Here is an 18,442-nt window from a genome sequence, read left to right as displayed (position 1 = left end):
CCCTTTCAGGCGCTACATGGGCCGCGGAGACTAGCCTCATGTCCATCTGGCGCAAGCTGACCGACTTCATTTCCGGCCCGTCCGACCCCTTCGATTGCGAAGGCGAGGATTGCGGACCGGGACACCGCGTCGATGACGCGGATTTCGCCATGGCGCTGATCGGGCTCGGTGCCAAAATGGCGAAGGCTGACGGTATCGTGACCGACAGCGAGGTCTCGGCCTTCCAGCAAGTGTTTCGCGCGCCGCCTGACGGCAAGATCGCCATCGCTCAGGCCTTTGATCTCGCCCAGCAGACGACGCTCGGGTTTGACGGTTATGCGCGCCGGCTCGCGCGCCGCTTCCGGGCCAACCCGGCGGTGCTGGAAGACGTGCTCGACGGCCTCTTTCACATTGCTAAGGCCGACGGGGCGGTGACAGCCAGCGAGATGTCCTATCTCGAAGCCGTCTCGGAGATTTTCGGCTTTTCAGAGCGTGAATTCCGGCGCATTCGCATGGCTCATATCGGCGCGCCTGATGACGACCCTTATGTCATCCTCGGTATCGATCCCGACATTTCCGATGATGGGCTGAAGCGCGCCTATCGCCGTATCGCGGCACAGAATCACCCCGATGCCCTGGTTGCGCGCGGTGCACCGGCACAACTGCAGCGTCTGGCCGATGCCAAAATGGCAGCGATTAATGCCGCTTACGCCCAAATTCGGGCCGACAGGGGATCACGATCCGGCGAGTCCCGTTGACGTTCGCCTGTGTGGCCCCGACATTGTATGCGGTCGCGAGGGGCGAAATGGAGTGAACCCGTCATGGATGATGACCGGACAAACCAGACCGATCTGACAGCCCGCTTCGGGCGGATTGTGCGCGGCGTGATCGCTGCGGTATTCGCGATCGCCTTTGCCGGGCTCGTCTTCTTCCTCGCTGCCGTGCTGACCGCTGCGGCGGTCGCCGTCATTGGGGTGGCGCTGCTCGCCGTCGGGGCGTGGTGGCTCTGGCGTAAGATTCGCGGCCCGAAGAAGGGTGGCTCCGGCGACCCGACCCTGCTGGTCGCACGCCGGGGTCCCGATGGCTGGACCGTCGAGACGGCAGGCCGACCGCAACACTAAATCCTTGAGTTTGACTTGCGTGTGCTGCGCCTGGTGCGCATGACTGCGCGCGTGGACGCCATCGACTCGCCTTCGCCGAATTTCAACGACCGGGCTGGCCCGGTCAGCCACATCATGCTGCACTATACCGGCATGGAAACCGGCGCGGCCGCGCTCGCGCGCCTGTGCGATGCCGAAGCCAAGGTCAGCGCCCATTACATGGTGGAGGAAGACGGCCGGATCTTCCGGTTGGTCTCCGACGACAAGCGCGCCTGGCACGCCGGAAAGGGGTGTTGGGCGGGCATCACCGACATGAATTCGGCCTCCATCGGCATCGAGATCGTCAATGGCGGCCATGATTTCGGCTTGCCGGACTTTCCCGACGTCCAGATCGAGGCAGTCATCGCGCTCGTTCGCGAGATTCTCGCCCGCCACGCCATTCCGGCGAAGAACGTTATCGGTCATTCCGATTTCGCCCCGGACCGCAAGCAGGACCCGGGCGAGAAATTTCCCTGGAAACGGCTTGCCGATGCGGGCTGTGCGATCTGGCCCGAGGGCAGCGGCGACGTATCGCCCGACCCAGCCGCCGATCTCGACGCGATAGGGTACGACACCGGCCTGCCGTTGGCAGATGCCGTATCCGCTTTCCAGCGCCGCTTCCGCCCGTCCCGTGTCGATGGGCAGGTGGACGAGGAAACGGCGCGGCTCGTCCACGCCGTGGCGGTGCTTTCCCGCTAGGCGGTCCTGGACCCCGGCTTTCGCCGGGGAAGCGCTCTTCTTTCCTTTCGGTCCTTGGACTTGATCCAAGGACCCAGTCGTTCTCATCAGTCGGATTTCCACGGTCCCGGCGAAAGCTCGAATCCAGATATGTCCGCCTGTGTTCCTGCTTCCGCAGGAAACCCGGAGAAAGCTTTCCAGGGCAAAATCTGGGCCCATGGATCAAGTCCAATGGCCGAATTCATAGAGTTCAGGTCGCTTCGCTGAACGAACTATCCCGGACGCTCAGCGATCCGGGATCTGAAGACCGGGCACTCGCCGTTCCAGGTCCCGGCTTGCCCCTCCGGGTCAGCCGGGATGACAATTTTCTACGACGGACTCCATCTCGTCATGCCCGGGCTTCGTCCCTGGCATCCATGGACAACAGGGACTGACGCCCTGTTGTGACGCACAAAAGTTCAAACGCTTGCCCTTTGACTCCCGGCCCAATTCCTATAACTTTATAAAGCAAAGTAATTGGTATGGAGTATCGGCATGGATATCATCAACAGCGTCTGGGGCGGGATGCATACCGCAGCAGCGGTCATCGCGCTGGCCACTGGAGCCTATGTGCTGATGCGTCCCAAGGGCGATGGCCGGCACCGGAGTGTCGGGCGGGTCTACGCCGCCGCGATGGTGCTGCTGGTGCTAGCGGGGATCCCGATGGCAGAGAACGGCCTGTCGGCGTTCCATTACCTTTCCATCATCACGGCGATCTCGATCGCGGCCGGGATGGTTATGATCTGGCGGGCCCGGTTCGAGCGCGATCCGAAGACACGTGCCGGCCTCGTTTTCGGCCACTACAAATTCATGGCCTGGTCGTATGCGGGCCTCGTCGCCGCGGGCGCTGCCCAGCTGGCGACACGGATCGCGGTGGCCTGGGGCGGCATGGCGACCTTCTGGTGGGCGGTTGTTGCCGCATCGCTGGCGATCTGCGGCCTGGCGGCCCTGTGGATTCGCCTCAGCGACCGGCTCATCATTCGCCGCTATGCCCGCGCGCTTGACGCGGGCGCATCCTGACACGACATTCCGCGCCGGTCAGGCGGCCGGGCGGCCGCTCCCGCATGTTTCCGAAAGGACGCGGGGGAGGAAAGTCCGGGCTCCACGAAAGGCAAGGTGCCAGGTAACGCCTGGCGGGGGTGACCCCAGGGACAGTGCCACAGAGAACAGACCGCCGGGCGCTCGCGTCCGGCAAGGGTGAAACGGTGCGGTAAGAGCGCACCGCCCCGACCGCAAGGAAGGGGGCACGGCAAACCCCACCTGGAGCAAGACCGAATAGGAATGGGCGATGCCTTCGCGGCATCACGCGCGCCTTTCGCGCGCCATTCGGGTAGGTCGCGCCAGGCGTGCTGCGAAGCACGTCGCAGAGGAATGGTCGCCGCGTTCTTTCCGTTCCGGAAAGAATGGCACAGAACCCGGCTTACAGGCCGCCTGACCGCCTGTTTCCCCGCCGCGCCGCACTTCCGGACCAGTTTGTTCTTTGTCTGTTCTTTTTCGGGCGGGCGTGAAGCCTGTTTGAATACTTTCCGAAGTCGCGAAAAAGCAGGTACAGAGCCGTTTTCGGCGTTGTTCCCCATGATTTCCCATGTTATCCCATTATTAACCACGGTGGCGGGCTGTGGGCGAAGGGGAGGCGTTCGTGTTCTTGTCCACGACGACAAACGGGATCGATGCGAAGGGGCGGCTTTCCGTTCCTGCCGATTTCCGTACCGTCGTACGCGGCGAACCTTTCGACGGGATTTACGTGTGGCCGTCCTTTGACGGCGATTATCTCGAGGGTGGCGGTCAGACGCTGATGGACCGCTATCTCTCCCTCATTGAGGGCATGGCCCCATATGACGACGCCCGCGTCGCGATGGAGCGTTCGATTTTCGGGGCGGCCAAGCCGCTGGGCTTCGACTCTACCGGCCGCATCACCCTGCCCAAGGCGTTCGCCGACCATGCCGGACTTGACGGCAAGGCGACCTTTGTCGGCTTGGGCGCGCGTTTCGAGATCTGGAATCCGGAAACTTACGCCGAGAAGGCGGCTGCCGCCCGCGCCTATGCCCGTGAAAACAAGCGCGCTCTGAAGCTTCCGCCTGTTGGGGTGCGCCCGTCATGACGAACCACGCCCCGGTCATGCTCGCTGAAGTCCTGCACGCAATGGAGCCGCGGGACGGCGCGCTCTACATCGACGGCACCTTTGGTGCGGGCGGGTATACGCGCGGTCTGCTCGGCTCGGCGGATTGCCGGGTTCTGGGCATCGACCGCGACCCCACGGTTGCACCGCTGGCCGCTGACATGGTCAGGGCCTTTCCGGGCCGCTTCCAGCTGGTCCGGGCACCGTTCTCCGCGATGGAAGCCATCATCCGCGATCACGGTGGTGAAACGGTTGACGGTATTGTCCTGGATATCGGCGTGTCTTCCATGCAGATCGACCAGGCCGAACGGGGTTTTTCGTTTGCGAAGGAAGGTCCGCTTGATATGCGCATGTCGGGCGAGGGTGCCAGCGCCGCCGATGCCGTCCGGCTGCTCTCGGAAAAGGACCTCGCCGACATTTTCTTCCTCTATGGCGAGGAACGAAAGTCGCGCCGCGTTGCCGGGGCCATCGTCCGCGCCCGCGCCGAAGCGCCGATCACGACGACCGAAGCGCTGGCCGAAATCGTCGCAAGGGCCATTGGGGGCAAGCCGGGCCGCATCCATCCGGCCACGCGCGTGTTCCAGGCCCTGCGTATTTTCATCAATGACGAGTTGGGTGAGCTTGTACGCGCCCTGACCGCGGCCGAGCGCATTCTGGCTCCCATGGGCCGGCTGGTCGTCGTCACCTTCCACTCGCTTGAAGACCGGATCGTCAAGGCGTTCCTGCGTGACCGGTCCGGCCTGTCAGGAGGTGGCGGGTCGCGCCATGCCCCCGAGGTCGAACCCGCGCAGCCGCCGTCCTTCAGCCTGCTCCAACGCAAAGCGGTTGAGGCCGGCGAGGCCGAGCTCAATGCCAACCCGCGCGCGCGATCGGCCCGCCTGCGCGCCGCGATCCGTACCCAGGCCCCGGTCTGGCCTGAGGACGCGTCGCTTATCCCTGCCGCTCCGTCACTGGCTGCCCTGGAGGCCGCTCTATGATTCGTGCTCTCAATGCTCTCGCCCTGATGGTCGCCGCGGTGCTGGCCGTGGCCCTCTATATCGCCAAGACCGAAGCGCAGGGGTCGCAGGAAAGGCTGGCGGAAATCCAGGCGCAGCTCGCCGAGGAGCGCCGCCAGATCAACGTTCTCAATGTCGAGATTGCCCACCTGGAAGACCCGGAGCGCCTTCGGGTGCTGGCGCGGCGTTACCTTGGTTTTGAGCCGCTCGACCCGGCCCGCGAAGTCGAAATGGCTGATCTGCCGTTGCTGATCGAGCCGGACCGGCCCCGCACGTCGGCCAATGAGCTCTACGCGTCGGAGTCCGAGCGTCTGGCCGTCCCGGTTCAGACCGGGGGGCGCCCGTGAAGCGGTTCTGGCCTTTCCGCCGGAAGGTCTCGGCGCGGACCGAGTCCGTTTCGCTGCCGCCCATGGCCGAGGCCGCGCCGTCCGACATGACGCGGCTCCTCCGCCTGGAAGATGAAGAGGTCAGCGCCATCGAGGCGGCGCGTGGCCGGCTCGTCGTAATCGGCATGGTTCTGGTGATTGCATTCAGTGCTCTGGCTGTCCGGGCTTTCGGTTTGGCGATTGCGGGCGATGCCGGGCCGGCGATTGTGGCCGAAGCCGAGGATCTGCGGCGCGGCGATCTTGTGGACCGCACCGGTCAGGTGCTGGCCACCACGCTGGAAACCTACTCGCTCTTTGCTGATCCGACCCAGGTCTGGGACGCTGCGGAAACGGCCGCCGCACTGGCCACCGTTCTGCCTGATGTGAACGAGGCGCGCCTGCGCGACGACCTCGCCTCGCGCCGGCGTTTTGTCTGGATCCAGCGCAATCTTACCCCGCGCCAGCGTCAGGCCGTGTTCGCGCTCGGGCTGCCTGGTCTCGACTTCCGCATCGAGCCGCGCCGGGTCTATCCGCGCGGCCGGCTCGCCGCGCATGTCGTGGGCTATACCGACCGGGACATGGACGGGTTGGCGGGCGCGGAGCGCGCCTTCAACGCCGCACTTGATTCCGGAGATGGCCGCCCTGTCCCGCTCTCCATTGACATGGGCGTGCAGTTCCACGTCGACGAGGTCTTGCGCCTGACGATGGCAGAATACCGGGCCCTGGCCGCAGTCGGCGTCGTCATGAATGTGCGGACCGGCGAGATCGTCAGTCTCGTATCGCTGCCCGATTTCGACGCCAACAGGCCTGCCTCGGCACGGCCCGATGAGCGCCTGAATCGTGCCACGCAGTCGGTTTACGAGATGGGGTCGACCTTCAAGGCCTTCACCGTGGCGCTGGCGCTGGAAACCGGCATTGCCAGTCCGGGCGAGACCTTCGATGCCCGGGGATCTCTCCGGGTTGGCGGGCACACCATCAATGATTTCCACGCTGAGAACAGGCGGCTGACCCTGGAAGAAGTCTTCACACACTCCTCGAATATCGGCTCCTCCCTCATCGCGCTTGAAGCCGGTGCCGACGCGCAGCGTGACATGCTGACCCGTCTGCGCTTGATGGAGCGGTCACCGATCGAGCTGGCCGAAAGCGCCGAGCCGCTGTTGCCGCGCCAGTGGGGTCCGGCCGAAATCGCGACGATCTCCTACGGTCACGGTATCGCAGTCAGCCCGATCATGGTCGCCTCGGCCTTTGCCGCCATCGCCAATGGCGGCGTCTATGTGCAGCCCACACTCCAGCCCGTTCGTCCCGGCGAGACGGTTGCCGGTGAGCGCGTCATGGATGCCGCCGTCGCCCAATCCGTGCTCGACATGATGCGCCAGGTCGTCGAGGACGGCACGGGTCGCCGCGCCGAGGCCCCAGGTTACCGTGTTGCGGGCAAGACCGGGACGGCGGAGAAACCGGGGCGGGGCGGGTATGACCGCAACCGGCTCATCTCGTCCTTCTCGGCGGTCTTCCCCTATGACGATCCGCAATACGTGGTGCTGGTGATGCTGGACGAGCCACACGGTACTGCTGCGACCTACAACTACGCGACCGGCGGATGGACGGCAGCCCCGGCTGCGGGCGAGATCATCAGCCGGATTGCCCCGATGCTGGGTGTCGAACGTCATGGCGAGGCGGGATCCAACTCCGAACTCCTGCGCGCGGCCCTGTCGCCGTCGGCCGAGTCCTTGCCGGAGTTTACCCAATGAAGCTGGCCGAGCTCGTCAGCCCCAACGCAGCGCCGCCCGGGCACGAGGCCGTGGAGATCGCCGGACTGACTCTCGACAGCCGGGCTGTAAAGCCCGGTTTTCTCTTTGCGGCGCTGAAAGGTCTGACCGTCGACGGTCGCAATTTCATCCCGCAGGCGATCGCCAACGGGGCGGCGGCAATCCTGACCGACAGTCCCGTGGATGACGTGTCCGTCCCGGTCGTTCTCGACGCCGATCCGGCGGGCGCGCTGTCCCGGCTGGCGGCGCGCTTCTATCCCCGTCAGCCCGAATTTATCGCGGCGGTGACGGGCACGAACGGAAAAAGCTCAACGGTCGATTTTCTGCGCCAGATCTGGCGCTCTGGCGGGATTGAGGCAGCGAGCCTCGGTACGCTCGGTGTGGCGCAGGGATCGAGCCTCGTCGAGACCGGCTACACCACGCCTGACGCCGTCGCGCTGCATCAGGCGCTCAATGCCTTGGCGGCAGACGGCGTGACGCACCTTGCGATGGAGGCCTCCAGCCACGGCCTGAAACAGAAACGTATGGACGGTGCCCGGATTTCCCTCGCCGCCTTCACCAATCTGACCCAGGACCATCTCGACTATCATCCGGATTTTGACGATTATTTCGCGTCCAAAATGAAATTGCTTCGGGAGCTGACACCCAAGGGCTCGCCGGCCATCGTCAATGTTGATTCCGACTGGGGCGGCAAGGTCGAGGCCATCGCGCGTGAGTGCGGTCTCGATGTCATCACGGTCGGATGGGCGGGGGCCGACTGGCGGATTCTGGAAATCACGCCCCGCGCGGCGAGCCAGACGGTCAAACTGCAGGTCGCGGGCGCACGCCATACGGTCGAGCTTCCGCTGGTCGGCGAGTTTCAGACGGCCAACGCTGTCGGGGCGGCGGCCATGGCCGCGAAAAGCGGTGTATCGACCGAAGACGCCATCGAGGCGCTCCGGCACCTCAAGGGCGTAGCCGGACGGCTCGAACTGGCGGTCCGGACCAAAGACGGCTCCCCGGTTCTCGTTGACTATGCCCATACGCCTGACGGGCTCGACAAGCTTCTGCGGGCTGCACGTCCGCACACGCGCGGACGGGTGATCATCGTCTTTGGTTGTGGCGGGGACCGAGATCCGACGAAACGGCCGAAAATGGGCGTAATCGCGGCCCAGCTCGCCGACCGGGTCTTTGTCACAGATGACAATCCGCGCTCCGAGCGGGGCGAGGATATCCGCGCCGCCATCATGAAAGGCTGCCCGGACGCGATCGAGATCGGCGACCGCATGGAAGCGATCCGCGCCGCCGTCGCCGAGCTTGAAAGTGGTGATACGCTGCTTCTTGCTGGCAAGGGCCACGAAACCGGGCAGAAGATCGGCACCAAAATCCTCCCCTTCGACGATCGGGAAGCGGCACGCCAGGCTGTTGCGGAACAGGAGGGCGGGGCATGAGTGAACCGCTCTGGACAGCACGCGAAGCCCTGGCCGCTACGGGGGGCAAGCTGGCCGGGTCGACTGACTGGACGGCTGACGGTGTCTCCATCGATACGCGCAGCCTCAAGCCCCGCGATCTCTTCGTGGCGCTGACCGATCAGCGTGACGGGCACGACTTCGTACCCGATGCCGCCGCGCGCGGTGCTGCTTGCAGCCTGGTCGCGCGCTCAGACGGTATGCCCGGCAATTTGCTGGTGGGACGCGATACACTGGAGAGCCTGCGCGCGCTCGGGCGTGCCGCCCGTGACCGCAGCGACGCGATCCGCGTGGCCGTGACCGGCAGCGTCGGCAAGACATCGGTCAAGGAAGCGCTAGCCGCTGTATTCCGTGCGGCGGGACCGGCTCACTGGTCGGAGCGCTCCTACAACAATCACTGGGGTGTACCGCTCACGCTGGCGCGCATGCCGAAAGCAACGCGCCGCGCCGTCTTCGAAATGGGCATGAACCATGCCGGTGAACTGCGCGATCTGACCGGTCTGGTCCGGCCTCACGTCGCACTCGTGACCCGGATCGCGCCCGCCCACCTCGAATTCTTCCGTTCGGTGGCCGACATCGCTCATGCGAAGGCGGAAATCTACGAAGGCCTGATGACCGATGGTGTCGCGATCTATCCGCGCGATGACGAGCACGGCGAATTGCTGCTCGACCATGCGCGCCGGTCCGCCGCTGGCTTCATTCTCGATTTCGGCCTGTCGCCCGAAGCGGCCGTCAATGTCAGCCAGTTCGAAACGGCACCAGACGGCGCGCGCGGGCGGGTGTCGGTCCTTGGCAAGTCACTCGACTTCCGGATCGGCGCATCGGGGGCACACTGGGCCTGGAACGCCGCTGCGATTTTCGCAGCCGCCATCGCCGCCGGGATCGATGCCGAAGCGGTGGCCGAGGCGTTGCCTGATGTCGGGGCCGAGCCGGGCCGGGGACGCGTGCACCAGGTCGGTCTCCCGACCGGCGGGTTCATCCGCCTGCTCGATGAAAGCTACAACGCCAATCCGGTTTCCATGGCCGCTGCGATCGAAACGCTCGGTGGGCTCGTGCCTGGCAAGGGTGGACGCCGGATCGCGGTGCTGGGAGAGATGCTGGAACTTGGCCCCAAAAGCCCCGACCTGCATGCCGGTCTGGCCGAACCGCTGGTCCGGGCAAAGGCCGACCTGGTCATCGCCAGCGGGTCCCGCATGACACCGCTGACGGACGCCTTGCAGGACGGGATCGAAACACACTACGCGAATGATGCCGACGCGGCCCTGACCTGCCTGACCCAGGCCGTCCGGCCGGGCGACGTTGTGATGGTAAAGGGCTCGAACGCCTCGGGCGTCCATCGGGTCGTCAAAGCCCTGCTGGCCGCTCAGCCGGCTGGCAGTCAACGGGGGGAAGACCGCTAACATGCTCTACATGCTGCTTGCGCCGCTGGGCGAGGAGATTACCCTCCTTAACCTCTTCAATTACATCACCTTCCGCACCGGCGGAGCGCTGATCACCGCGCTGATGGTGGTGTTCATTTTCGGCAAGCCCTTCATCAACTGGCTGCGTTCGAAACAGCGTGAGGGCCAGCCCATTCGCGAGGACGGCCCGGAACGCCACATCATCGAGAAGGCCGGAACCCCGACCATGGGCGGCTTCCTGATCCTGCTCGGAATTGTCATCGCGACCCTGCTCTGGGGTGACCTCTCCAACCCGTATCTCTGGGTCGTGCTCTATGTGACCGTCGGCTATGGCGCGATCGGGTTTTATGACGACTATCAGAAGGTCTCGAAGCGTTCCTCGGCAGGGATTTCCAGCTGGATGAAGCTTGGGCTGCAGCTGGTTATCGCAGCGGGTGCCGTGTTCTGGATGACGCAGTTATTGGCCAATGCGCCCGACGTCCCGGCGGGTTTTGCGACCTCGGTTGCCATCCCCTTCTTCAAGGATTTGCTGATCCCGCTGGGGCCGTTTTTCCTTATTTTCGGGACACTTGTGATCGCCTTCGCGTCCAACGCAGTCAACCTCACTGACGGGCTGGACGGCCTCGCCATCGTTCCCGTGATGATCGCCGCGGCGAGCTTCGGCTTCATTGCCTACATCGTCGGAAACTTCGTGTTCGCCAATTACCTGCAGCTGAATTTCACGCCGGGAACCGGTGAGTTGGCGGTCTTCTGCGGTGCTCTGCTGGGAGCGTCACTGGGCTTCCTCTGGTATAATGCGCCGCCCGCCATGGTGTTCATGGGCGATACCGGATCGCTCTCGCTGGGCGGCGCGCTCGGCACGATTGCGGTGGCCGTGAAGCATGAAGTCGTGCTGGCGATTATAGGTGGTCTTTTCGTCCTCGAGGCGGTGTCTGTTATGGTTCAGGTCGCCAGCTTCAAGCTGACCGGCAAGCGGATATTCCGCATGGCCCCGATCCACCACCATTTCGAGAAACTGGGCTGGCAGGAACCGACCATCGTGATCCGTTTCTGGATCATTGCCGTCATTCTGGCCCTCATCGGTCTTTCTACCCTCAAGCTGAGATAATCAGGACTTTCTCATGATCCCCGTGCGCAGTTTTGCCGGTCAGCATGTCGCGGTCTTCGGCCTCGGCCGGACCGGTATCGCGACGGTGAAGGCCCTGCTGGCGGGCGGGGCGACGGTTTCCGCCTGGGACGAGAATGAAGACTCGCGCAAGTCCGCTGAAGCCGCCGGGATCGAGACCGAGGATCTGGGACGCCGCGACTGGGGCGACGTCGCCGCGCTGGTGCTCTCGCCCGGCATTCCGCTGACCCATCCCAAGCCGCACCGCATGGTCGAGCTGGCTCGTGCGGTCGGTGCACGGGTCATTGGCGATATCGAACTCTTTGCGCGCGAATTAAATGCGCTGGCCGATGATGAACGCCCGAAAGTCATCGGCATCACCGGGACGAATGGCAAGTCGACGACGACGGCGTTGATCGGCCATATCCTGAAGCGCTGCGGACGCGATGCCCGTGTCGGCGGCAATATCGGTGAGGCAGTACTCGGGCTTGAGCCGCCCCGGCGCGGCGCGATCTATGTGCTGGAGCTTTCGTCCTATCAGCTCGACCTGACCGAGACGCTGGGCTGCGACGTGGCGATGCTCCTGAACATCGCGCCGGACCATCTCGACCGGCATGGCGATCTCGACGGCTATATCGCGGCCAAGAAGCGCATTTTCGCCAACCAGGTAAAGGGCAACACGGCCATCGTTGGCGTCGATGACCCGCACGCCCAGAAAATCTGTTCGGCGATGATGGCCGCCAATGGCCGCAGCGTCGTGCCGATCTCGTCCGGACGCACGCTCAGCCGCGGCGTCTATGCCGTGGGTGGAAAGCTGCATGACAGCCTCAGCGGCCACGCCGAGGCGGTGATGGACATGGCGACGGCTCCGGCCTTGCCCGGTCGCCACAACAGCCAGAATGCCGCTGCCGCCTATGCGGCGGTCCGGGCCTTGGGTCTTGAGCCGCGCCAGATTGCTGCCGCCATCAAGAGCTTCCCCGGTCTGCCGCACCGGCTCGAACGGGCCGGGGAGCGCGGGAATATCCTCTACGTGAACGACTCCAAGGCGACGAATGCCGATGCCGCGGCGCAGGCGCTCGGCTGTTATGACGACATCTACTGGATCGTCGGCGGACAAGCTAAATCGGACGGGATCGGTGCGCTCGCGCCCTTCTTCCCGCGTATCGCCAAGGCCTATCTGATCGGCGAGGCTGCCGACGCGTTCGCCAAAACGATGGGCGATGCGGTCGCGCACGAGACCGCCGGCACGCTGGAAGCCGCGGTCGATCTTGCCTCGCGCGATGCGGCCGCAGGCGGCCGGAAAAACCCGGTCATTCTTCTTTCACCTGCGTGCGCGAGTTTCGACCAGTTCAAAAATTACGAGCACCGCGGCGACATGTTCAAAATCTACGTCAAGGCACGCATCGGCGAAGCCCGAGAGGGCGCGGCATGATCGCGTCGCGCGCCCGGGCCTTCAATGACTGGTGGCGGGGGCTGGACCGGACCCTGCTTTTCGTGGTTCTCGCCCTCATTGCGGTCGGTTTGATCCTGTCGCTGGCGGCCAGCCCTGCGGCCGCCGAGCGCCTGCGGCTCGACAACCCCTTCCACTTCATCTTCCGGCACGGTTTTTTCGCGGCGCTTGGCCTTGCGACATTGCTCGGCGTGTCGGCGCTCAGCCCGCGTGGGGCACGCCGTCTGTCAGCGGCGGTCCTGATCGCGTCCTTCGGGATGATGGTGGTGATCCTGTTCGCTGGACACGAGGTCAACGGCGCGACACGCTGGTTCCGCCTGGGTCCGTTCTCTTTGCAACCGTCCGAATTCCTCAAACCGTCCCTGATCGTCGTGATCGCATGGCTGTTTGCCGAGTCGCGCCGTGGTGCCCCTGTTCCGGGCCGGGCTGTCGCCTTCGGCCTCTACATGACCGGCGTGATCCTATTGATGCTCCAGCCAGACTTTGGCCAGTCTGTGCTGCTGACCTTCTGTTTCGGCGGGATTTTCTTCGCCGCCGGCCTCTCCTGGCCGTGGATAGCGGGCCTGGGCACAGCGGCAATCAGCGGGGTGGCAGCAGCCTGGTTCTTCCTGCCGCACGTCGCTTCGCGTATCGAGCGCTTCCTCAATCCGGACTCCGGTGACACCTACCAGATCGACCGCGCGATCGAGGCGATCTCGCGCGGCGGCATGGCCGGGGCGGGTCCGGGGGAAGGCGAGGTCAAACGCCTGCTTCCCGACGCCCATACCGATTTCATCTTTGCCGTCGCGGCCGAGGAGTTCGGCCTGCTTGCCTCGCTGTCGATCATCGGTCTCTTCGCCATTCTCGTGGCGCGGGCCTGGACGAACGCCATGCGCCTGACCGATCACTTCGCGCAGCTGGCCGTGGCCGGTCTCGCGCTGCAATTTGCGCTGCAGGCCGTGGTCAATATCTCGGTCAACTTGAACCTCATTCCGCCGAAGGGCATGACCCTGCCCTTCGTCTCCTATGGCGGCTCCTCGATGATCGCGCTGGCGCTGGGGGCCGGGCTGATGCTGGCCCTGACGCGGCGGCGGCCGGGGGCCTATGCGCTGAGCTTCAAATCGTGAGCCGGCGTATCCTGCTCGCGGCGGGCGGAACGGGCGGTCACGTCTTTCCGGCCCGCGCCGCAGCCGATGCCCTGATCACGCAAGGCTGGTCGGTCCGCCTGATCACCGATGTCCGGGGTGCGAAGCATACCGCCGACTTTCCGGCCGAGACGGTCGACATTGTCGATGCAGCCAGCCCGTCGACGAGGAACCCGATCAAGCTCGCCAAGGCCGCAATCGCGTTGACGCGCGGTGTGGGGCAGGCCCGCCGGATCGTGCGCGAGTGGAAGCCTGACGTGGTGGCCGGTTTTGGCGGCTATCCGGCCTTCCCGGCGCTGAAAGCCGCCCAGATCGCGCGCATCCCTTACGCCATCCATGAACAGAACGCGGTGCTGGGGCGCGTCAATCGCCTGTTCGCGGCCAAAGCCGCTTTTGTGGCCAGCGGTTTCGAACGCCTTGATCGCGCACCGAAGGGCACGAAGCGCCTGATCACCGGCAATCCGGTGCGTAGCCCCATCCTGGCGGCCCGCAATGCGGGATATCCGGCACTGACGACGGACGGCCCGGTCCGCCTACTTGTGCTCGGCGGCAGTCTGGGTGCCCGGCTTCTCTCCGAGACGGTGCCCCAGGCGGTCGCGATGCTCCCGGAAATGCTTCGCAATCGCCTTGAAGTCGCCCAACAGACCCGCGAAGAATCCCTTGCCATGGCGCAGGAGATTTACCGCGATACGGGCGTGAACGCCGATTGCCGTCCCTTCTTCGACGATGTCGGGGAACGGTTGGCGGCATCCCATTTCGTCATCGCGCGGGCCGGGGCCTCCAGCGTGTCGGAAGTCGCTTGTGTCGGGCGTCCGGCGATCTTCGTGCCGCTCGCCATTGCCGCCGATGATCACCAGACCGCCAATGCGGAAAGCCTGGTTGAGGCTGGAGCCGCTGATGCGCTCTCCGAACGCGAGTTTACGCCCGAAGCGCTCGCTGCGCTTCTGGAGGTGCGGTTGATGAATGACTCCGACCTTGCCCATCGGGCAGAAACGGCGCGCGCGATCGGGCGGCCGGATGCGGCGGGCCTGTTTGCCGATGCCATCAATGCCCTCATGCCCGGCCCGAAGGAAGGATCCCCGACGTGAAACAGAGCCGTAATCTCCCGGTCCGCGTGGGGCCTATCCACTTCGTCGGGATTGGCGGGATCGGCATGAGCGGTATTGCCGAGGTGATGCTCAATCTCGGCTATGACGTGCAGGGATCCGACATCAAGGCCAATGCCAATGTCGAACGCCTGACCGGTAAAGGCGCGCGCGTGATGATCGGCCACCGGGCCGAGAATGTGGACGGGGCAGGGGCGCTGGTCGTGTCGACCGCGATCCGCAAGGACAATCCCGAACTCGTTGCCGCGCGCGAGCGGAAAATCCCGGTCGTGCGCCGCGCGGAAATGCTCGCCGAGCTGATGCGGTTGAAATACTCCGTCGCGGTCGCCGGAACGCACGGCAAGACCACGACGACATCGCTGGTGTCCGCGCTGATGGACGCGGCGGGCCTCGACCCGACCGTCATCAATGGCGGCATCATTTCCGCCTATGGCTCGAATGCCAAGATGGGCGAGGGCGACTGGATGGCGGTCGAAGCCGACGAGAGCGACGGCTCCTTCCTGAAGCTGCGCGCCACGGTCGGCATCGTCACCAATATCGACCCCGAACACATGGAGCATTACGGCGACTTTGACGCGCTGCGCGATGCCTTCACGCAATTCGTCGAGGGCCTGCCCTTCTACGGCTTTGCCGTGTTGTGTACCGATCACGCTGAAGTCCAGGCGCTCGCCAGCCGGATCGAGGACCGGCGTGTCGTGACCTATGGCTTCAACGCGCAAGCTGATGTGCGCTGCCGCAATCTGACCATGGCCGCGGACGGCTCGCGTTTCGATGTTGTCTTCCGCTCGCGCGAGGGCGAGGACGAGGTGTGGGAGAATGTCTTCCTGCCGATGATGGGCGAGCACAATGTCATGAACGCGATTGCCGCGATCGCCGTGGCTCGCGAGCTTGGTGCCGATGCCGACTCCGCCCGCTCGGCACTCGCCGGTTTCGGCGGCGTGAAGCGGCGCTTTACGCGTACCGGAGACTGGAACGGCGCGGCGATTGTCGACGATTACGGTCATCACCCGGTTGAGATCGCCGCGGTCCTGAAGGCCGCACGCCAGGCTTCGGCCGGCAAGGTGATCGCCGTTGTCCAGCCGCACCGCTATACGCGCCTGCGCGATCTCTTCGAGGATTTCTGCACCTGTTTCAACGAGGCCGACAGCGTCCTCGTCGCCGATGTCTATGAGGCGGGCGAAGCACCTATCCCGGGCGCGGACCGCGACCATCTCGTCGCCGGTCTGAAGGCGCACGGTCACCGCGATGCCGCGCCGACGACCCGCGAACGCGTCGCCCGCGATGTCGCGGCGCGCGCCGGAGAGGGCGATGTCGTCATCTGTCTCGGAGCCGGGGATATCACCGCCTGGGCCTATGCCCTGCCGGGCGAGCTGAAGGCACTGGGGTGAAGGGAAGCTTCCCCCCACCCCAACCCTCCCCCGAGGGGGAGGGAGGTCCGCGCACCTATTCCCTCCCCTTGAGGGGAGGGTCAGGGTGGGGTGCCATTGCGAACTCATTTGCGGAGAAAAAGGAGCGCAATGACCCCGTAAACGGGGGAGGAAACCCATGACGCTCCTCACCAAACTCCCCCCCGTTCGCGGGAAATATATCGAGAACGCCCCCCTCGGTGATGTGACCTGGCTGCGTGTCGGCGGTCCGGCAGACGTGATGTTCCTGCCCGCCGACGAGGCCGATCTGGCGCGCTTCCTCGCCGAGACACCCGACGAGATTCCGGTGACCGTGCTGGGGGCCGGCTCGAACGTGTTGGTCCGCGATGGCGGGGTGAGGGGTGTCGTCGTGCGCCTCAGCGCGGCCTTTGGAAAAGTCGAGCCGATTAGCGAAACGCGCCTTCGCGCCGGAGCCGCGGCGCTCGACAAGAAAGTCGCCCAAGCCGCCGCGCGAGCCGGTATTGCGGGCCTGGAATTCTTTGTCGGGATACCCGGCGCGATAGGCGGCGCGCTGCGGATGAATGCCGGCTGCTATGACCGCGAAACCAAGGACGTGCTGGTCGAGGCCGTCGCGCTGGATCGCGCCGGACGGCGGATCATCGTCCAGCCGGAAGAGCTGGGCTACGCCTACCGCCACAGCGACGCGCCGGACGACTGGATCTTCACCGAGGCCGTCTTCGAGGGCGAGGCCGGCAATCCGGAAGATATTACTTCGCGTATGAATGAAATTTCGCAGCGCCGCGAATCCACCCAGCCGATCCGCGAGCGCACCTCGGGCTCGACCTTCAAGAATCCCGACCCGCCGGGGACACCGGACCAGCGCAAGGCGTGGAAGCTGATCGACGAGGCCGGATGGCGTGGCAAGCGCATCGGCGGTGCCCGGTTCTCCGAGATGCATGCCAACTTCCTGATCAATGACGGCACGGCGACGGCGGCTGATCTGGAAGCCGTGGTCGAGGGCGCACGCGCCGACATCAAAAAGGCCACCGGCATCGATCTTCACTGGGAGGTCAAGCGGCTGGGCGAGCCTGCGCGATGACGAATGTGCTCTTCATCTGCACCGCCAATCGCGAGCGCAGCCCGACCGCCGAACAGGTTTTCGCCGACTGGCCGGGCGTGGAAACGGATTCCGCCGGGATCGCCAATGACGCCGAGGTCCAGCTTTCAACCGAACAGGTCGAGTGGGCCGACACCATCTTTGTCATGGAAAAGGTGCACCGGACCCGTCTGCAGAAACGCTTCCGCAAGTATCTCAACGGCAAGAAAGTGATCTGCCTGGATATTCCCGATTTCTATCCGCTAATGGATATGGAGCTCGTGGAACTCCTGAAGGCCCGTGTCCGCCCCTATCTGAGGCAAGCCAATACATGACCCAGCGCATCGCGGTTCTTTTGGGCGGTCTGTCCGCCGAACGTCCGGTCTCGCTGGTCTCGGGCAAGGCCTGCGCCGATGCGCTGCGCCGCAAGGGCTGGGACGTGGTCGAGATCGATCCGACGCGCGAGCTCGCCGCGCAGCTGGCCAAGGCGTCGCCGGACGTCGTGTTCAATGGCCTGCATGGCGAGTGGGGCGAGGACGGCAAGGTCCAGGGCATTCTGGAACACTATGGCGCGCCTTACACCCATTCCGGCGTGCTGGCTTCGGCGCTGGCGATGGACAAGCAGCGCGCCAAGGCGGTGTTCGAGCGCTTCGGCGTGCCGTGCCCGGAAGGCAGGCTCGTCAACCGTTTCGAGGCGGCCAAGGCCCACGCCATGAAGCCGCCCTATGTCGCCAAGCCGAATGCGCAAGGCTCATCGGTCGGCGTCTTCATCGTGCAAGAGGGCGCGAACCGCCCGCCCGCCGATCTCGGTGCCACGGACTGGGCGCTGGGTGAAGAAGTCCTGATCGAGACATTCATCCCGGGCCGCGAACTGACCACCGCTGTCATGGGCGACAAGGCCTTGGGCGTCACCGAGATCTTCCCGACGACAGCCTTCTATGATTACGAAGCGAAATACGCCGCTGGCGGCTCGCGCCATGTCGTCCCGGCCGATGTGCCCGAGGCGATCGCCGAAGAGTGCCGCCGGCTCGCTCTCCTGGCGCACGAAGCACTGGGATGCCGCGGGCTGACACGGTCTGATTTCCGCTGGGATGAAAACGGCAGCGGACAGGTATGGTTACTCGAAATTAACACCCAACCGGGCATGACTCCGACTTCCCTCGCCCCCGAACAGGCGGCGTGGAGCGGGATTGCGTTTGACGATCTCGTTCAATGGATGGCGGAGGATGCGTCATGTCCCAGGTAAGACGCGCCCGAGGAAGCCGA

18 protein-coding genes and 1 other RNA gene are annotated in these 18,442 nt (G+C 64.9%); all 19 read left to right on the top strand.

Annotated features, from left to right (window positions below; translation table 11 throughout):
* Positions 1 to 38: 38 nt before the first annotated feature.
* The 19 genes from V0U35_RS05180 (at position 39) to V0U35_RS05090 (ending at position 18,422) form a co-directional block, all read left to right on the top strand.
* Positions 39 to 737 carry a TerB family tellurite resistance protein gene (locus V0U35_RS05180; RefSeq protein WP_330195606.1) on the top strand — a complete coding sequence of 233 codons (699 nt, stop codon included), beginning with the start codon at positions 39 to 41 and terminating at the stop codon, positions 735 to 737.
* A 63-nt stretch (positions 738 to 800) separates the two neighbouring features.
* Positions 801 to 1,100 (top strand): hypothetical protein, encoded by a 300-nt coding sequence (locus tag V0U35_RS05175; protein WP_330195605.1) that lies wholly within the window; start codon positions 801 to 803, stop codon positions 1,098 to 1,100.
* Positions 1,101 to 1,121: 21 nt separating this feature from the next.
* Positions 1,122 to 1,817, top strand: a complete 696-nt coding sequence (locus V0U35_RS05170; RefSeq protein ID WP_330196105.1) for an N-acetylmuramoyl-L-alanine amidase — start codon at positions 1,122 to 1,124, stop codon at positions 1,815 to 1,817.
* Between the two features lie 513 nt (positions 1,818 to 2,330).
* Positions 2,331 to 2,855 (top strand): DUF2306 domain-containing protein, encoded by a 525-nt coding sequence (locus tag V0U35_RS05165; RefSeq protein WP_330195604.1) that lies wholly within the window; start codon positions 2,331 to 2,333, stop codon positions 2,853 to 2,855.
* Positions 2,856 to 2,873: 18 nt separating this feature from the next.
* Positions 2,874 to 3,274, top strand: an RNA gene (rnpB, locus tag V0U35_RS05160) — RNase P RNA component class A.
* Between the two features lie 200 nt (positions 3,275 to 3,474).
* Positions 3,475 to 3,936, top strand: coding sequence for a division/cell wall cluster transcriptional repressor MraZ (locus tag V0U35_RS05155; RefSeq protein ID WP_330195603.1), 462 nt, complete (start codon positions 3,475 to 3,477; stop codon positions 3,934 to 3,936).
* Positions 3,933 to 4,931 carry a 16S rRNA (cytosine(1402)-N(4))-methyltransferase RsmH gene (rsmH, locus tag V0U35_RS05150; RefSeq protein ID WP_330195602.1) on the top strand — a complete coding sequence of 333 codons (999 nt, stop codon included), beginning with the start codon at positions 3,933 to 3,935 and terminating at the stop codon, positions 4,929 to 4,931. Before V0U35_RS05155 ends, rsmH begins: the two co-directional genes overlap by 4 nt.
* Positions 4,928 to 5,296 carry a cell division protein FtsL gene (gene ftsL, locus V0U35_RS05145; RefSeq protein WP_330195601.1) on the top strand — a complete coding sequence of 123 codons (369 nt, stop codon included), beginning with the start codon at positions 4,928 to 4,930 and terminating at the stop codon, positions 5,294 to 5,296. The genes rsmH and ftsL overlap by 4 nt, the downstream gene beginning before the upstream one ends.
* A complete protein-coding gene (locus V0U35_RS05140; protein ID WP_330195600.1) occupies positions 5,293 to 7,062 on the top strand; it encodes a peptidoglycan D,D-transpeptidase FtsI family protein in 1,770 nt (589 codons plus the stop codon). Before ftsL ends, V0U35_RS05140 begins: the two co-directional genes overlap by 4 nt.
* The gene (locus V0U35_RS05135; protein WP_330195599.1) at positions 7,059 to 8,510 is read left to right on the top strand and encodes a UDP-N-acetylmuramoyl-L-alanyl-D-glutamate--2,6-diaminopimelate ligase; all 1,452 of its coding nucleotides are present in this window, start codon (positions 7,059 to 7,061) and stop codon (positions 8,508 to 8,510) included. The genes V0U35_RS05140 and V0U35_RS05135 overlap by 4 nt, the downstream gene beginning before the upstream one ends.
* Positions 8,507 to 9,928 (top strand): UDP-N-acetylmuramoyl-tripeptide--D-alanyl-D-alanine ligase, encoded by a 1,422-nt coding sequence (locus V0U35_RS05130; RefSeq protein ID WP_330195598.1) that lies wholly within the window; start codon positions 8,507 to 8,509, stop codon positions 9,926 to 9,928. The genes V0U35_RS05135 and V0U35_RS05130 overlap by 4 nt, the downstream gene beginning before the upstream one ends.
* Before the next feature lies 1 nt (position 9,929).
* Positions 9,930 to 11,036, top strand: coding sequence for a phospho-N-acetylmuramoyl-pentapeptide-transferase (mraY, locus tag V0U35_RS05125; RefSeq protein ID WP_330195597.1), 1,107 nt, complete (start codon positions 9,930 to 9,932; stop codon positions 11,034 to 11,036).
* A 13-nt stretch (positions 11,037 to 11,049) separates the two neighbouring features.
* On the top strand, positions 11,050 to 12,465 hold the full coding sequence (gene murD, locus V0U35_RS05120) for a UDP-N-acetylmuramoyl-L-alanine--D-glutamate ligase (RefSeq protein ID WP_330195596.1): 1,416 nt from the start codon (positions 11,050 to 11,052) through the stop codon (positions 12,463 to 12,465).
* Positions 12,462 to 13,589 carry a putative lipid II flippase FtsW gene (gene ftsW / locus V0U35_RS05115; RefSeq protein WP_330195595.1) on the top strand — a complete coding sequence of 376 codons (1,128 nt, stop codon included), beginning with the start codon at positions 12,462 to 12,464 and terminating at the stop codon, positions 13,587 to 13,589. The genes murD and ftsW overlap by 4 nt, the downstream gene beginning before the upstream one ends.
* Complete coding sequence (gene murG, locus V0U35_RS05110; protein ID WP_330195594.1) at positions 13,586 to 14,695, top strand: undecaprenyldiphospho-muramoylpentapeptide beta-N-acetylglucosaminyltransferase; 1,110 nt, start codon at positions 13,586 to 13,588, stop codon at positions 14,693 to 14,695. Before ftsW ends, murG begins: the two co-directional genes overlap by 4 nt.
* Positions 14,692 to 16,101, top strand: coding sequence for a UDP-N-acetylmuramate--L-alanine ligase (gene murC / locus V0U35_RS05105; protein WP_330195593.1), 1,410 nt, complete (start codon positions 14,692 to 14,694; stop codon positions 16,099 to 16,101). Before murG ends, murC begins: the two co-directional genes overlap by 4 nt.
* A gap of 157 nt (positions 16,102 to 16,258) precedes the next feature.
* Positions 16,259 to 17,179 carry a UDP-N-acetylmuramate dehydrogenase gene (murB, locus tag V0U35_RS05100; protein WP_330195592.1) on the top strand — a complete coding sequence of 307 codons (921 nt, stop codon included), beginning with the start codon at positions 16,259 to 16,261 and terminating at the stop codon, positions 17,177 to 17,179.
* Positions 17,176 to 17,511 (top strand): low molecular weight protein tyrosine phosphatase family protein, encoded by a 336-nt coding sequence (locus V0U35_RS05095; protein ID WP_330195591.1) that lies wholly within the window; start codon positions 17,176 to 17,178, stop codon positions 17,509 to 17,511. Before murB ends, V0U35_RS05095 begins: the two co-directional genes overlap by 4 nt.
* Positions 17,508 to 18,422 carry a D-alanine--D-alanine ligase gene (locus tag V0U35_RS05090; protein ID WP_330195590.1) on the top strand — a complete coding sequence of 305 codons (915 nt, stop codon included), beginning with the start codon at positions 17,508 to 17,510 and terminating at the stop codon, positions 18,420 to 18,422. Before V0U35_RS05095 ends, V0U35_RS05090 begins: the two co-directional genes overlap by 4 nt.
* Positions 18,423 to 18,442 lie beyond the last annotated feature (20 nt).

The sequence above is a fragment of the Hyphobacterium marinum genome (genome assembly GCF_036330325.1).
Classification (GTDB): domain Bacteria; phylum Pseudomonadota; class Alphaproteobacteria; order Caulobacterales; family Maricaulaceae; genus Hyphobacterium; species Hyphobacterium marinum.
This window is presented reverse-complemented; position numbering and strand designations above follow the sequence as displayed.

Bases quoted from the DNA above. Each gene is read 5' to 3' on its own strand.
- V0U35_RS05130 (WP_330195598.1), top strand. From the start codon at position 8,507: ATGAGTGAACCGCTCTGGACAGCACGCGAAGCCCTGGCCGCTACGGGG.
- rsmH (WP_330195602.1), top strand. From the start codon at position 3,933: ATGACGAACCACGCCCCGGTCATGCTCGCTGAAGTCCTGCACGCAATG.
- murB (WP_330195592.1), top strand. From the start codon at position 16,259: ATGACGCTCCTCACCAAACTCCCCCCCGTTCGCGGGAAATATATCGAG.
- V0U35_RS05135 (WP_330195599.1), top strand. From the start codon at position 7,059: ATGAAGCTGGCCGAGCTCGTCAGCCCCAACGCAGCGCCGCCCGGGCAC.
- V0U35_RS05090 (WP_330195590.1), top strand. From the start codon at position 17,508: ATGACCCAGCGCATCGCGGTTCTTTTGGGCGGTCTGTCCGCCGAACGT.
- V0U35_RS05180 (WP_330195606.1), top strand. From the start codon at position 39: ATGTCCATCTGGCGCAAGCTGACCGACTTCATTTCCGGCCCGTCCGAC.
- V0U35_RS05175 (WP_330195605.1), top strand. From the start codon at position 801: ATGGATGATGACCGGACAAACCAGACCGATCTGACAGCCCGCTTCGGG.
- mraY (WP_330195597.1), top strand. From the start codon at position 9,930: ATGCTCTACATGCTGCTTGCGCCGCTGGGCGAGGAGATTACCCTCCTT.
- V0U35_RS05165 (WP_330195604.1), top strand. From the start codon at position 2,331: ATGGATATCATCAACAGCGTCTGGGGCGGGATGCATACCGCAGCAGCG.
- murD (WP_330195596.1), top strand. From the start codon at position 11,050: ATGATCCCCGTGCGCAGTTTTGCCGGTCAGCATGTCGCGGTCTTCGGC.
- V0U35_RS05095 (WP_330195591.1), top strand. From the start codon at position 17,176: ATGACGAATGTGCTCTTCATCTGCACCGCCAATCGCGAGCGCAGCCCG.
- ftsW (WP_330195595.1), top strand. From the start codon at position 12,462: ATGATCGCGTCGCGCGCCCGGGCCTTCAATGACTGGTGGCGGGGGCTG.
- ftsL (WP_330195601.1), top strand. From the start codon at position 4,928: ATGATTCGTGCTCTCAATGCTCTCGCCCTGATGGTCGCCGCGGTGCTG.